Genomic DNA, 12,948 nt, shown 5'->3' with positions numbered 1-12,948 from the left:
CGTGCAAATCGAGCATCTTCACCATCACGACCTTCCTGAAGATGCCGGTTCGATTACTGATAAGAATAGAGGGTCTAAGTAAAGGGAGGGATCACTTAGAATCAGATAATGTCGATTAGAGAAAGGAGTGAAAGAAAAGTCGAAGAAACAGTATGTAGGTTGGAAGACGAATATGAAGAGTTTACTGTTGTTGAAAAAACGTGGGAGCATTCAGGGGAACGGTACGACAATATCGGTGAACGTTTTGAACAAGGGACACTCGGCGGCGCAGGTGTCTGGCTAACCAACGAAAACGGGGAAGTTCTACTAGTACGGAACGAGGGAGACAAAGGATGGGGAGATCCAGGAGGAAAAGCCGAAGTCGGTGAGTCTTACGAAGCAACTGCAAAGCGGGAAGTCAAAGAAGAAACAGGTGCTGAGTGTAGACTCACAGGCCTTTGCGATGTTCATATAATCGAGAATCAGAACGCTGAATCCGATGATCCATCAGTATTTGAACTAATTGTAACATTCCATGGGGAACTAAATGGCGGAGAATTACGTCCCCGTGAAGGCGAAATCGCCGAAATGGATTGGTTTGCAAAGCCACCTGAGAACGTATTGTTTGACGAGATACGGACGAGACCCTATCCTGCCTAAGTGTAAGATATTCCTTGCACTCTCCGGCCTAGGTTTGGTTGAGGTGAGAGACACCGGTACTGAGCGATAGATGGGTCATCTGTACTTAGCAGCTAATCCGTCTTCCAACGTCTTGGAAAGGGACCACCGTATAGTTCGGTATTACTGGATAATATATTAGTACGCCGTCGCGGCTCGGACTTAGCGGAAGCCGTGACGACGCTGCGGTGCGCCGCGTGACGTGTTCGAATCAATCTCGGAACGAGCGGTCGTCCCGCCACAACGAGACGCTGTACGCTCAATCTGAAGCGATTGAGAGGAGAACGGGCGTGACGGGAGTCCCGCGAGCAACACGAGACAGCTTCGCCGTCTCGCTGGCCGTGCGGGCGACCTGTCGTCGCCCGCAGACGAAGCGAGTGGGACTCAGGAACGCCCGTGAACCGAACGAAGTGAGGTGAACGGGCGTGACGGGATTCGAACCCGCGATCGAGAGGTTAGGAACCTCTCGCCCTGTCCACTAGGCCACACGCCCTCGACGGAGAGTAAGAGAGCATCGACTAAAACGGGTGTGATTCGAAAGACCGCGGGCGGAGAACGGAACTGCTCAGTTGGTTTCGGTCGAGGTGGACTTCTCGGTCGAAGTCGAGGCGGTCGCCTCGGACTCCTCGTCCTCGTTTTCGCCCTGCATGTCCTGCAGTTCCTCCTCGATTTCGTTGCGTCCGCGCTTGAACTCGCCCATCGCCTGACCCGTGGAGCGAGCGAGCTTGGGAATCTTGTTCGCGCCGAACAGCAACACGAGGACGAGCAGAACGATGAGCAGTTCCGGCCCGCCAGGTATCCCCGGGAAGAGGGGGGTCATGGTCGGTGACATCACTACCAAATGCTAACCTAGTCTCGATTATAGGCTTTTTGCTCCCTCAACGTAACGTTTCTCGCTCCGAGAGTGCGGGATACCGGCCGAATTCTCCCGAGTCGGCCCGCAACACCGCGGATATTCGAACGACGGTCCGGAGAGAGCGCTCCGTCGCTCGACGCCCCGACGGTCGACGGTGGAAACCCCCGCATCGAACGCCGAACGCGTCTCGGTTGGAGAACATTCAACACCGCCGCGGCCGAACGACGCCCATGGTCGAAGTCGGCGACGACGCCCCAGACTTTACCGCACCGATGGCGGACGGCGACGTGAACACCCTGACGCTCTCGGACCGCCTCGACGACGCACCACTCGTCCTCGCGTTCTTCCCGGCGGCGTTCACGAGTACGTGCACGACGGAGATGTGCACGTTCCGCGACCGGATGGCGAACTTCGAGGACGTCGGCGCGACGGTGTTCGGAATCAGCGTCGATACGCCGTTCGCGCTGAACGAGTTCCGCGAACAGAACGACCTGAACTTCCCCCTCCTCAGCGACACGAACCGCGAGATAGTCCGCGAGTACGGCGTCTCGATGGACTTCGAGAAGTACGGCGTCGAGGAGGTGGCGAAACGGGCGGTGTTCGTCGTGGACGGGTCCGGCGAGGTGACGTACGCGTGGGTGAGCGACGACCCCGGCGCGGAACCCGACTACGAGGAAGTCGCCGACGCCGCCGAGACGGCGCGCGCCTGAGGACGCCGACGCCGCCGATACCCGGAGGTATTTGCGCCTGCGTCACGAACGGAACGGCGCATGGACGTGACCGACAGCGACGACGACGGCGGGCGTGAGTACCAGTCCGAAGAGGACCACGCCTACCCCGACGAGAAACTGAACGAGATACTGCCGGAGTTGCTTGACGACCCCGAGGTGAAGGCGTATCTCGAGGCGCAGAACGTCAACGCGGTCACGCGGAAGGGGTACAACGACCACGGTCCGAAGCACATCGAAATCGTCCGTAACCGCGCGCTCCGCCTGTACGACCTCCTGAAGGCGGGCGGCGTCAAGTTCAACGGCGCGTCGGACCAGGGTCTCGAAGAGGCCGACGAACCGGTCATCGTCGCCCTCGCGGCCACTCTCCACGACATCGGACACATCGTCCACCGGGACGAACACGCCTACTACTCCATCCCCCTCGCCGCGGACCTTCTCGACCGCTTCCTCCCGAAGTTCTACGACAGGCCCGACGCCGTGCGGATGAAGGCGGAGGTGCTTCACGCCATCCTCTGTCACCACACCGAGGAGGACCCCCTCACGCGGGAGGCGGGCGTCATCCGCGTCGCGGACGCACTCGACATGGAACGCGGCCGGTCGCGCATCCCCTACGAGAAGGGCGGACGCGGCATCAACACCCTCTCCAGTCGGGCCATCGACAACGTCGCCCTCGAACCGGGCGACAGTCGGCCCGTCCTCGTCGAGATAGAGATGGTCAACGCCGCGGGCGTCTATCAGGTGGACAACCTCCTGAAGGCGAAGCTCGACAACTCGATGCTCGAAGACTACATCCGCATCGTCGCGGTCAACACGCGGGCCGAGAACCAACTGGTCGAACGCATCGAACTGTAAGACGCCGGACGAAAACGGGGTTCTCGCGTCGCTCGGCGCTCAGTCGTCCGCGCTGGCGCGGAGCGAATCGGAGTCGGCGATGGTCAGGTCGCCGCTGAGCGTCCGGTTCGGGTACGGGATGTCGATTCCCGCCTCGTCGAACCGTTCCTTCACCCGCTGAACGTACTTCGCGCGCGTCTTCACGAAGTCGGAGCGACTCGGGTTCGCTATCCAGACGCGCGAGGTGAGCGTGACCGACGAGTCGCCGAGTTCCGTCAGGCGGACCGACGGCGCGGGGTCGTCGAGGATGTCTGGGTTGGCCTCGGCCTCCGCCACGATTATCTCCGTCGCGGCGTCGATGTCGTCGTCGTAGCCGATGCCGAACGGCACCTGCAGGCGGAGTTTGTCCTTCGCCACGGGGTTCTTGATGACGCCGTCGGTCAGTTCGGAGTTCGGCACCGTCAGCAGTTCGTTGTCGAACGTCCGAACCCGCGTGACGCGGAAGCTGATGTCCTCGACGATGCCGGAGTTACCCTCCCACTCTATCCAGTCGCCGATTCTGAACGGCTTGTCGGTGAAGATGAACACGCCCGCGACGAAGTTCTGCAGGACGTCCTGCATCGCCAACCCGATCGCGAGCGTCGCCGCCGCGGCGATGGTCGCCACCGACTGCAGGAAGTTCGGCAACCCCGCAGCGGTCAACGCGACGGTCAACGCTGCGAACACGACGAGGACGCTGGCGATTCGCCTGAGCGGTCGCCTCGCGTGCGGTTCGAGCCCCCGCCGGTTCATCACCCGCGAGAGGAAGGGGAGGAGGGCCGCTTTCCCGACGAGGTAGACGACGGCGAACGCGACGACGAAGGCGACCGTCTTGCCGAGGAGGGCGGCCGCCGCCTCTCCGAGAAAACCCTCGAACAGTTGCGCGATTGCGCCGTCTAAGCCGTTCACTTGGAGGGCGAGACCGACTCCGCTCATCGAGTGACGACGGCGGTGTTCCCTCTCGTTTCGACCACGTCCGCGTTGATTCGTCCCGCCAGGTCGTCGGCGAGTTCCTCGACCGTGGTCCCGGCCCGCGCCGCGCGGAGGAACTTCACCTTCACGAGTTTCCTGTCGGCCAGTTGGTCCGACAGTTCGTCCGTCACCGCGCCGATCCCGCTCTTGCCGACCCACACCGTCACGTCCACGTCGTGCGCTTCCTTCCGCAGTTCCTGTTTGTCCATACTTCCGTTACCGGCCGAGTACGTTTGAACGTTAAGGGTCCGTGAACGTCGTGCCCGGTCAATCGTGCGGGTACCGCTTCGTCGCGCCGCAGTCGCAGCGAACGACCACCCGACCGGGGCGGAGTCGGACGCGCGCGTTGACGCCGGGCCGGAGGTACGCGTCGCAGTCGTCGCAGGTGTAGCGACGGAACGTCCGCGGGAGGCCGGTCCGGTTCCGCTCCGCGATGCGCCGCGCGAGGCGGACGTACTCGCGGGCGCGGTCGAACTCCCGTTCGGCGGTGGCCTCCCGCGCGAGTTCGTGCAGGCGTTCGATGCGTTCCGCCGCGATTTCCATGGTCCGACGAGGGGGGCGGCCGACCAAAGACGTTCCGTCTCCCGGACGCGGAAGTCGGTAGCGTCAAACCGCCGCCCGAAAAAATCGGCGGCAACGTGAGCCTGCGCGTCCTCAACTACCTGGAACTCGAATCCGAGTTGCACCGAAGCGGCATCGGCACGGCGACGGACCAGCAACGCGCGGCCCTCTCTCGCGCCGACGCGGACGTGGACGTCGTCACATCGCCGTGGCGCGGCGGACATCCGGCGCGGGCGCCGCTTTCGGCGGCGGCGGGACGGGGGTTCTTCCGCGGGTACGACGTGGCCCACTGCAACCTCGTCGGCCCGGGGTCGGTCGCCGTCGCCCGCCACGCGAAGCGCAACGACATCCCGCTGATTCTCCACACGCACGTCACCCGGGAGGACTTCGCCGAGTCGTTCCGCGGGTCGAACGCCGTCGGGCCGTTCCTCGGGCGGTACCTCCGGTGGTTCTACTCGCAGGCCGACCTGGTGCTCTGCCCCTCCGAGTACACCAAGCGCGTCCTCGAATCGTACCCCGTGGACGCGCCTGTCCTGCCGATGTCGAACGGCGTCGACGCCGAGTCGCTGTCGGGGTTCGAGGACCTGCGCGAGGAGTACCGCGACCGGTACGAACTCGACGGGATGGTCGTCTTCGCCGTCGGCAACGTCTTCGAACGGAAGGGCCTCACGACGTTCTGCGAACTCGCCGAGGAGACCGACTACGACTTCGCGTGGTTCGGACCGTACGACACCGGGCCGCACGCCTCGAAGACGGTGAAAAAGTGGGTGAGAGACCCGCCGGAGAACGTCACCTTCACCGGGTGGGTGGACGACATCCGCGGCGCGTTCGGCGCGGGCGACGTCTACCTGTTCCCGACGAAGAACGAGAATCAGGGCATCGCCGTCCTCGAAGCGATGGCGTGCGGGAAGGCCGTCGTCCTCCGGGACATCCCCGTCTTCGAGGAGTTCTACACGCACGGCCGCGACTGCCTGAAGTGCTCGACGAAGGCGGAGTTCCGCCGCGCCCTCGAACTGCTTGCGCGCGACGAGGACCTCAGGAAGCGACTCGGGGAGAACGCCCGCGAGACGGCGGCGGAACACAGTCTCGACCGGGTGGGTGACCGACTGGCGGCGACGTACCGCGAGGCGTACGAGGCGAAACGGGAGGGGCGGCCCGTGGACGTATCGCGCCTCCGGTGAAAGTCACAAGCGATTAAACGGACAGTGCCGAAGCACGACCGATGGAACCGGTCTCGGTCGCCGCCTTCACAGACACGTACCTGCCGACGGTCAACGGCGTCACGTACACGATAGAGACGTGGCGCGACTGCTGGCGGGAGCGCGGCGGTCGGATGGACGTGGTCTTCCCCGGGAGCGACGGGTACGACCCCGACGACGGCGAGTTCCCGGTTCGGAGCGTCGCCTTCCCCTTCTACGACGGGTTCCGCTTGGGCGTGCCGCGCGTCCCCGAGGCGGTGCGGGACGTCGACCTCGTCCACGCGCACACGCCGTTCGCCCTCGGTCTGAGCGGGATGCGCCTCGCTCGACGGCGGGAGATTCCCTTCGTCGCCTCCTACCACACGCCGACTGGCGAGTACGCCGACTACCTCACCTCGCGCGCGCGAGTCGAGTCCGGCATCGAGTCGCTCTCGGAACGGTACGAGCGCTGGTTCTTCGACCGGGCCGACGCCGTCGTCTGCCCGAGCGAGGACGCCTGCGAGCACCTCGTCTCGGAAGTCGGCGTCGAGACGGAGGTGACCGTCCTCTCGAACGGAATCGACGTGGGTCAGTTCGTCCCGACGGACGCCGCCGACTTCCGCAGGCGTCACGACCTGCCGGACGGACCCCTCCTCGGCTACACGGGCCGACACGGGTACGAGAAGAACCTCGCGGAGTTCGTCCGCGCGGCGGAGGGACTCGACGCGACGCTGGTGTTCGGCGGCGACGGCCCCGCCCGGGACCACCTCGAATCGCTCGCCCGCGAACTCGACGTGGACGCCCGGTTCTTGGGCTTTCTCCCCCGCGAGGAACTGCCGGCGTTCTACTCGGCGCTCGACGCGTTCGTCTTCCCGAGTCCGGTCGAGACGCAGGGGTTGGTCGCCTTGGAGGCGAACGCCTGCGGGACGCCCGTCGTCGGCGTGGACGAGGGTGCGCTCTCGGACACCGTCGTGGACGGCGTGACGGGCTATCACTACGTCCGCGGCGACGTCGGGGACTGCCGCGACGCCATCCGGCGCGTGCTGGACGAGCGGGAATCGCTCTCGGAGTCGTGTCTGTCGCGGCGGGACGACCTCAGCGTCGAACGCGCCGTGGACGAACTGGCGACGCTGTACGACCGCGTCCGCTCGAAGAAAAAGGCCGGTCGTCGCTGAATCCGCGGTTCAGTCGTCTTCTAACGCCTGCGCGATGCGCTGGAGCTGTCGCGTCGCGTCGCGGACTTCGTCGCGGAGCTGTCGAACCTCGCGGACGAGTTCCTCGTTGCCGACGGACTCGCTCTCGCCGCGGCCGCCCGGACCGCCGCCCATGCCGCCGCCGCCCATGCCCGGCGGGCCGCCGCCGCCCATCATCCCGCTCATCATCTGCGCGAAGGGGTTGCCGCCCGCGCCGCCGGGGCCGCCGCCGCCCATCATCTCCTCGGGCGAGGGGCGTTCGCCGTCGCCCTCCTCGCGTTCCTCCTCGCGTCGCTGGCGAATCTCCTCGACTCGCTCTCGGAACGACTTCTCCTCTTCCTCGCCGTCCCCTGCCTCCTCGGTCGGTTCGTCGGGTTCGTCGGGTTCGTCGGACATACCTCCCGGTTCAACCCGCGGCCGCAAAGGACTGTTGGTACGCGAAGGCGAGTCGCCGGGGGCGGTCGATTACGTCCCGCTCACCCGAACGCGCCGAGACTCGACTGCACGTCGCGCGTCGTCGCCTCCGGCACCACGTCGTAGCCCACGAGGTCGCGCAGATCGACGGCGTAGGCGCTTCCGGCGCGGTCGAGGACGAGGACTCGCCCCTGCACGCCGCGGACGGTTCCCGTCGCCATCGTCTCGGCCACCGGTCGGTCGTCGAGGTCCAGACCGTAGTCGAAGGAGAACTCCGATATCACGTCGAACCCCGAGAGCAGACCGGTCCACGACGCGTCGTCCACCTCGCGGTGGAGTCCGTCCACCTTCGTCGGCACGCGGACGCGGTCGGGGATGTTCTCGGCGAGTTCGGCCTCCAGTTCCCGCGCGATGCGGCCGTCCGAGACGGTCCGCACGTGCGCGCCGCGGTCGGCGCCCTGTTCGCGGAGGCGCGTCTCCAGTCGCCACTCCTTCGTCACGCCGACCTTGAACGAGTCGGGCGCGAACGCCGCGAGGTAGACGGCGTGGGGGTCGTGGCAGTCCATCTCGTCTTTCAGGCAGGTGCCGGTGCACTTCGCGCACACCCACGTTGAGCTGTGGTCCCGACAGTACGGCGCGCGGTCGGCGTCGCAGGGGACGTGTTCGTCGTCGGCGAGGACGCCGGCGCAGTGGCGGTCTTCGAGCGTGTGGGCGAGTTCCGTCCCCGGTTCCAAGGGGACGTACTCCACCTCGCCGTCGTCACTCAGAAAGAGTCCCGGACCGCCCGTGTCGTAGCCGACGAACTGCACGACTCCGGGTAGGGGAAGGCGGCGTAAAAGGCGTGCCGTTCCGGCGCGGGCGGTTCGGCTCGGTGCCCGCATCGGGCGACGAGGAAGGTAACTCCCTTGCGACTGCAGGCAAGCCCCTAATCATCTACAGCGGCGAATTTCGCGATCAAGTGACGGCGACACCCTCGGTACGGCGGGCGAAGGGAAGTTGCAACGTCTCCCGACGGAGTTCGGGACTCGCGGTCGGAAGCGACTCGGCCGAAGCGACTCCGACGCGAACGACGGCGGACTTCCATCAATGCAAAAGAGCATCGAAGTAGAGTACTGGGTCGTCGACCGAGACGGAGCGCTGACGACTCCGGACGAGCTCACGGAGATCTCGGAGAACGTCGAGGAGGAGTTCGTCCCGCCGCTCTTCGAGCTGAAGACGCCGCCCTGCGAGACGTACGCCGACCTGCGTTCGACGTTCGTGGACCAACTTGATCGGGTGCTTCGGAGGGCCGACGAACTCGACAAACTGCTCGTCCCGTTCGGAACGCCGATAAACGGCGAGGAGATCGAGCGGTGGCCGAGCGAACGCAGTCGGATACAGAAGCGCGTCCTCGGGACAAACTTCGACTACGCGAAGTACTGCGCGGGGACGCACCTGCACTTCGAGAAGCGGAACGTCGTGGACCAACTCAACGTGCTCGCGGGCCTCGACCCCGCGCTGGCGCTTCTGAACTCGTCGCCGTACTTCCGCGGCGAACGGGTGGCGAACGGCGCTCGCGCCTACCTCTATCGGAAGAGGTGCTACGAGAACTTCCCGAAGCACGGGCAGCTGTGGGAGTACGTCGACACCGTCGCCGAGTGGGAACGGCGTCTCGACCGGCGGCTAGCGGAGTTCACCGAGGCGGCCGTCGAGGCCGGAATCGACGAGGGGGCCGTCGAGGCCAACTTCACGGCCGATGACGTGGTGTGGACGCCGGTTCGGTTGCGCGACGAGATGCCGACCGTCGAGTGGCGCGCCCCGGACGCGGCGCTTCCGAGCCAGATCCTGCGCTTGGCCGAGGAGATGGACGCCGTGATGGAGCGACTCCACCACGCGAACGTCCGAGTGGAAGGGGCGACGGGCGAGGTGACGGACGACGAAATCGTCCTCCCCGAGTTCGAGACGGTGCGCGACTACGTCGGAGACGCCATCTACGAGGGGTTGGACTCCGCCGACGTCGCGACGTACCTCGAACGGATGGGGTTCGACGTGCAGGGGTACGACCCGCTGACGCGGAAAATCGACGGGCGCGAGCGGGTCGCCCCGGACGAGGCGAAGGAGCTCCGCCGCCGGTACGGGGAACTCCTGCGAGAGGACGTGAACGACCTCTGTCGGAACTGAGGGCTACTCGCCCGCGGGCGCGGTGCGTTCCGCGCGCAGTTCCTCGATGAGCTCTCGCGCGGCGCGGCGAACTGCCTCGTCGCTCGACCCCTCGGGGTTCCACCCGAGCGCCGAGAGCTTCTCGATGGAGAGGCGCATCCGGGGGACGTCGCCGGTCCATCCCCTGTCGCCGCCGGTGTACTCGTACTCGGGGTCTACGTCCATCTCCTCGCTGACGATGTCGGCGATGCGGGTGACGGAGGTGGTCGTCCGCGTCCCGAGGTTGTACGTGTTCAGCGAGTCGTCGGCGTTCTCGACGACGTGCGCGATGGCGTCCACGCAGTCGGTGACGTGGAGGTAGGACTTCTCCTGTCGGCCGTCGCCGAGGATGGTGAGCGTCTCGGGGTCGTCCAGCAGTTTCTCGATGAAGTCGGGGACGACGTTGCCGCGTTGGTGCGGGCCGACGATGTTGGCGAAGCGGAACAGCCAGACGGTGAAGTCCTTCGCGTGGGCGTACGTGGAGATGAGACCCTCGTCCGCGAGCTTCGACGCGCCGTAGACGCTGATGGGTTCGAGCGGGGCGTAATCCTCGGGCGTCGGGCGCGGCGCCTCGCCGTAGACCGTAGAGGAGGAGGTAAAGGCGAGGTTCGTGACGCCGACTTCCTCCATGCGTTCGAGGACGTTGTACGTCATCTCGGTGTTCTCCTCGAACAGTTGCCGCGGGTTGGCGTAGTTCGTGTCAGTGTACGCCGCGAAGTGGAAGACCACGTCCACGTCGGCGGTGATGGCCTCGGCCACGTCGTCGGGGTCGGTCATGTCCGCCCGCACGAACTCCGCGCCGTCGGGGACGCGCGCCCTGTCGCCCTTCGAGAGGTCGTCCGCGACGACGACTTCGTTCTCGGGGAGGAGATGCTTCGCGAGGTGGGAACCGACGAGGCCCGCACCCCCCGTGACGACGACTCGCTTCTCGGAGAGGTTCATGGGGGGTACTGCACCGTACGGTTTCAAGTGCATTCTGGTCGCTCTCACCGCCTCCGAGTCGTTCGCTCGTTTCGGGAGGCGGTCATCGGGGGGAAGACGGCCGGCGAAATCGCGGCGGCGCGGGACGACGCGGGGGAAACGAAGGGTCTTACCGGCCCGACCGACACCGACCGAGCATGCAGGACGAACCGGACGTCGCCGTCCTCCGTCTCGGACACCGACCCGGCCGAGACGACAGGATGACGACCCATATCGGACTGACGGCGCGCGCACTCGGGGCGGACCGAGCGCTGTTCGTCGGCGACGCCAGCCAATCGAAGGAGACGGTGGACGACATCACCGCGCGGTTCGGCGGGCCGTTCGAGGCCGAGGTCATCGAGTCGTACCGGCCGATAATCCGCGAGTGGGACGGGGTCGTCGTCCACCTGACGATGTACGGCGAACGCGTGCAGGACGTGGAAGCCGAAGTGCGCGAGGCGCACGCCGACGAACCGGTCCTCGTCGTCGTCGGCGCGGAGAAGGTGCCGTTCGACGTGTACGAGGAGGCGGACTACAACGTCGGCGTGACGAGTCAACCCCACTCGGAGGTGGCCGCACTCGCCGTCTTCCTCGATAGACTGTTCGACGGGCGCGAACTCGAACGAGAGTGGGAGGACGCCGACCGACGCGTCGTCCCCATGGAGACCGGCAAGCGAGTCGTCGAAGCCGACGACGAGGAGTGAAGCGCCCGCCCCGCCCTGTCCCGTCCCGTCCGGAGGCGGACTCGGGAGGCGCGGAGAAACGGTAATCAGCATGTCAATTCTCGGCGGAATCACCCCGCTCCGTTACGTTCACGGCAGGTACAGAACCTGCAGAGGTAAGCCACAGATCCAAGCGCAATACTTGCGTCTCGGAATTTATGTCAAGAGAAAGAGTAGAGGGCGGAGGGGCCGGGGCGACAGACGGTCGGTACCGTCGCGTCGTCGCCGCGGTTCTCGCTTGGACCGTGGTAACGAGTGCGCTCGTCGCGGGCGTCGGCGTCGCGGGCGTCGGCGTCGCGGGCGCGGCGTCCGCGCAGGACGGCGACGATTCGGCGGCCGCGCCGCCGCTTCAGGTGAGCGACGAGGGGGCGCAACTCACCGACGAGGAACGGCAGGCCGTCGAGAGCGGCGTCCGACGCGGCGCGCGACTGGCGCAGATGCAGGGCGCGACGGTGAACCAGTCGCACCGGCAGGCCGCCGTGAACGGGACGATAGAGGCGGTGGCGCAGAGCCAGTCGGCGAACGTCACGCAGATTCAGCGCGCCGCCGCCGGCGCGGCCCACGGGACGTTCGTTCAGAGCCAGAACGCGAGCGTCGAACAGGTGCAGGCGGCCGTCGGCGGGAGTACGGCCGGAGCGCTATCGCAGACCCAGAACGCGAGCGCGAGGCAAACTCAGGCGGCGGCGTACGGCGCCTCCCACGGGGCCCTCGCCCAGCGTCAGTCGGTGACGGTCGAGCAGATACAGGTGGCCGCGGAGGGCGCGGCCGCGGGTGCCTGCGCGGAACCCGTAAACGAGACGGTGGATATCGCGACGATACAGGAGGCCGCACAGGGTGCGGCCTACGGCGCGCTGGAGAGTAGCGACGGCGCGGCGTTAGAGAAGGTCGAAGCGGGTGCCAGAGGCGGTGCCGACGGCGTCCTGACGCAGGTCCAGTCGGTCAACATCAAGCAGGTCCAGGTCATCGCGATGGGCGCGTCCTCGGGCGCGGTCCGACAGAGCCAGCAAGCGACGGTCGAACAGGTCCAGTCCGCCGCGAACGGGGCGGCGGCGGGGACCGTCACGCAGGTTCAGAACGTCACTGTCGTCCAGATTCAGGTGATCGCCGACTCGGCCGCCGGCGGCGCTCTCTCGCAGTCCCAGCAGGCGTCCGCCACGCAGATTCAGGCGGCCGCGCGGGGCGTGAGTCAGGGGGCGGTCGTTCAGATTACGCAGACGCAGGTCGTGAATATCTACCAGATACAGATCATCGTCGAGCAGTCCGCCTCGACGACCGCGGAGCAGGCGGCCGAGAGCGGAACGACCGACGTCGAAGTGATCGTCGAGAGCGGCCGGGAGAACGTTGACGAGAGCCTCTCGGAGGAGAGCGGCGCGGAGACGCCCGAACCAACGCCCGACGAGACGCCGGAAGAACCCGAACCGGAGGAACCCGCCGCCGAACCCGAACTGGAGAGCGTGAACGCGACTACCGGCGAGAGCAACGTCACGGTCGAGAACCCCAACGACGTTCCGGTGACGGTGACCGTCTCGAACGACACCGGCGCGGTGACGTCGGCGACGGTGCCGGCCGGCGAGAGCGAGACGGTCGAAGCCCTCCCGCCGGGTAACTACACCCTCACCGCGGAGACGGGGGACGGCACGTCCGTGGACGTGAACG

Annotated in this window: 14 protein-coding genes, 1 tRNA gene and 1 pseudogene; 8 read left to right on the top strand and 8 right to left on the bottom strand. The window is 66.1% G+C overall.

Going from position 1 to position 12,948, the window contains the following annotated elements:
• Positions 1–108 precede the first annotated feature (108 nt).
• The gene (locus ACFQEV_RS13300; protein WP_379696848.1) at positions 109–639 is read left to right on the top strand and encodes an NUDIX hydrolase; all 531 of its coding nucleotides are present in this window, start codon (positions 109–111) and stop codon (positions 637–639) included.
• Positions 640–1,077: 438 nt separating this feature from the next.
• On the opposite strand, the gene ACFQEV_RS13295 is transcribed toward ACFQEV_RS13300, so the two are convergent.
• Positions 1,078–1,150 (bottom strand) — tRNA-Arg (locus ACFQEV_RS13295).
• Positions 1,151–1,222: 72 nt separating this feature from the next.
• Positions 1,223–1,489: a Sec-independent protein translocase subunit TatA/TatB gene (locus tag ACFQEV_RS13290; protein ID WP_379696846.1), complete on the bottom strand. Its 267-nt coding sequence runs from the start codon at positions 1,487–1,489 to the stop codon at positions 1,223–1,225.
• Positions 1,490–1,743: 254 nt separating this feature from the next.
• Between ACFQEV_RS13290 and ACFQEV_RS13285 the strand changes: the two genes are divergently transcribed.
• A complete protein-coding gene (locus ACFQEV_RS13285) occupies positions 1,744–2,223 on the top strand; it encodes a redoxin domain-containing protein (RefSeq protein ID WP_379696844.1) in 480 nt (159 codons plus the stop codon).
• A gap of 60 nt (positions 2,224–2,283) precedes the next feature.
• Positions 2,284–3,096, top strand: a complete 813-nt coding sequence (locus tag ACFQEV_RS13280; protein ID WP_379696841.1) for an HD domain-containing protein — start codon at positions 2,284–2,286, stop codon at positions 3,094–3,096.
• A gap of 39 nt (positions 3,097–3,135) precedes the next feature.
• Here the strand turns inward: ACFQEV_RS13280 and ACFQEV_RS13275 are convergent, their stop codons facing one another.
• The 3 genes from ACFQEV_RS13275 to ACFQEV_RS13265 are packed head-to-tail and all read right to left on the bottom strand — an operon-like array spanning position 3,136 to position 4,629.
• Positions 3,136–4,050: a mechanosensitive ion channel family protein gene (locus tag ACFQEV_RS13275; RefSeq protein ID WP_379696839.1), complete on the bottom strand. Its 915-nt coding sequence runs from the start codon at positions 4,048–4,050 to the stop codon at positions 3,136–3,138.
• Positions 4,047–4,295: a YhbY family RNA-binding protein gene (locus ACFQEV_RS13270; RefSeq protein ID WP_379696836.1), complete on the bottom strand. Its 249-nt coding sequence runs from the start codon at positions 4,293–4,295 to the stop codon at positions 4,047–4,049. Before ACFQEV_RS13270 ends, ACFQEV_RS13275 begins: the two co-directional genes overlap by 4 nt.
• A gap of 58 nt (positions 4,296–4,353) precedes the next feature.
• The gene (locus ACFQEV_RS13265) at positions 4,354–4,629 is read right to left on the bottom strand and encodes a ribonuclease P protein component 4 (protein ID WP_379696833.1); all 276 of its coding nucleotides are present in this window, start codon (positions 4,627–4,629) and stop codon (positions 4,354–4,356) included.
• A 101-nt stretch (positions 4,630–4,730) separates the two neighbouring features.
• Between ACFQEV_RS13265 and ACFQEV_RS13260 the strand changes: the two genes are divergently transcribed.
• Together ACFQEV_RS13260 and ACFQEV_RS13255 are read left to right on the top strand one after the other, a co-directional pair.
• Positions 4,731–5,828, top strand: coding sequence for a glycosyltransferase family 4 protein (locus tag ACFQEV_RS13260; RefSeq protein ID WP_379699866.1), 1,098 nt, complete (start codon positions 4,731–4,733; stop codon positions 5,826–5,828).
• Between the two features lie 41 nt (positions 5,829–5,869).
• A complete protein-coding gene (locus ACFQEV_RS13255) occupies positions 5,870–7,000 on the top strand; it encodes a glycosyltransferase (protein WP_379696831.1) in 1,131 nt (376 codons plus the stop codon).
• Between the two features lie 9 nt (positions 7,001–7,009).
• Here ACFQEV_RS13255 and ACFQEV_RS13250 read toward each other — a convergent pair whose 3' ends face one another.
• Positions 7,010–7,414: a hypothetical protein gene (locus ACFQEV_RS13250; protein WP_379696828.1), complete on the bottom strand. Its 405-nt coding sequence runs from the start codon at positions 7,412–7,414 to the stop codon at positions 7,010–7,012.
• Between the two features lie 80 nt (positions 7,415–7,494).
• The gene (locus tag ACFQEV_RS13245; protein ID WP_379696825.1) at positions 7,495–8,241 is read right to left on the bottom strand and encodes a DUF2797 domain-containing protein; all 747 of its coding nucleotides are present in this window, start codon (positions 8,239–8,241) and stop codon (positions 7,495–7,497) included.
• A gap of 277 nt (positions 8,242–8,518) precedes the next feature.
• On the opposite strand from ACFQEV_RS13245, the gene ACFQEV_RS13240 reads away from it, so the two are divergent.
• A complete protein-coding gene (locus ACFQEV_RS13240; RefSeq protein ID WP_379696823.1) occupies positions 8,519–9,592 on the top strand; it encodes a glutamate-cysteine ligase family protein in 1,074 nt (357 codons plus the stop codon).
• Between the two features lie 3 nt (positions 9,593–9,595).
• Here ACFQEV_RS13240 and ACFQEV_RS13235 read toward each other — a convergent pair whose 3' ends face one another.
• Positions 9,596–10,552, bottom strand: a complete 957-nt coding sequence (locus ACFQEV_RS13235) for an NAD-dependent epimerase/dehydratase family protein (RefSeq protein ID WP_379696820.1) — start codon at positions 10,550–10,552, stop codon at positions 9,596–9,598.
• 176 nt (positions 10,553–10,728) lie between these two features.
• Here ACFQEV_RS13235 and ACFQEV_RS13230 point away from each other — a divergent pair, with 176 nt between their 5' ends.
• Together ACFQEV_RS13230 and ACFQEV_RS13225 are read left to right on the top strand one after the other, a co-directional pair.
• Complete coding sequence (locus ACFQEV_RS13230; RefSeq protein ID WP_379696817.1) at positions 10,729–11,274, top strand: tRNA (cytidine(56)-2'-O)-methyltransferase; 546 nt, start codon at positions 10,729–10,731, stop codon at positions 11,272–11,274.
• Positions 11,275–11,450: 176 nt separating this feature from the next.
• A pseudogene (locus ACFQEV_RS13225) lies at positions 11,451–12,948 on the top strand (hypothetical protein); the annotation flags it as partial.

This window comes from Halopelagius fulvigenes, from assembly GCF_042662625.1.
Lineage (GTDB): Archaea > Halobacteriota > Halobacteria > Halobacteriales > Haloferacaceae > Halopelagius > Halopelagius fulvigenes.
The sequence above is the reverse complement of the archived record's forward strand: the minus strand, read 5'-3'. Positions and strand labels throughout refer to the sequence as shown.

Bases quoted from the DNA above. Each gene is read 5' to 3' on its own strand.
- ACFQEV_RS13300 (WP_379696848.1), top strand. From the start codon at position 109: ATGTCGATTAGAGAAAGGAGTGAAAGAAAAGTCGAAGAAACAGTATGT.
- ACFQEV_RS13290 (WP_379696846.1), bottom strand. From the start codon at position 1,489: ATGTCACCGACCATGACCCCCCTCTTCCCGGGGATACCTGGCGGGCCG.
- ACFQEV_RS13285 (WP_379696844.1), top strand. From the start codon at position 1,744: ATGGTCGAAGTCGGCGACGACGCCCCAGACTTTACCGCACCGATGGCG.
- ACFQEV_RS13280 (WP_379696841.1), top strand. From the start codon at position 2,284: ATGGACGTGACCGACAGCGACGACGACGGCGGGCGTGAGTACCAGTCC.
- ACFQEV_RS13275 (WP_379696839.1), bottom strand. From the start codon at position 4,050: ATGAGCGGAGTCGGTCTCGCCCTCCAAGTGAACGGCTTAGACGGCGCA.
- ACFQEV_RS13270 (WP_379696836.1), bottom strand. From the start codon at position 4,295: ATGGACAAACAGGAACTGCGGAAGGAAGCGCACGACGTGGACGTGACG.
- ACFQEV_RS13265 (WP_379696833.1), bottom strand. From the start codon at position 4,629: ATGGAAATCGCGGCGGAACGCATCGAACGCCTGCACGAACTCGCGCGG.
- ACFQEV_RS13255 (WP_379696831.1), top strand. From the start codon at position 5,870: ATGGAACCGGTCTCGGTCGCCGCCTTCACAGACACGTACCTGCCGACG.
- ACFQEV_RS13250 (WP_379696828.1), bottom strand. From the start codon at position 7,414: ATGTCCGACGAACCCGACGAACCCGACGAACCGACCGAGGAGGCAGGG.
- ACFQEV_RS13240 (WP_379696823.1), top strand. From the start codon at position 8,519: ATGCAAAAGAGCATCGAAGTAGAGTACTGGGTCGTCGACCGAGACGGA.
- ACFQEV_RS13235 (WP_379696820.1), bottom strand. From the start codon at position 10,552: ATGAACCTCTCCGAGAAGCGAGTCGTCGTCACGGGGGGTGCGGGCCTC.
- ACFQEV_RS13230 (WP_379696817.1), top strand. From the start codon at position 10,729: ATGCAGGACGAACCGGACGTCGCCGTCCTCCGTCTCGGACACCGACCC.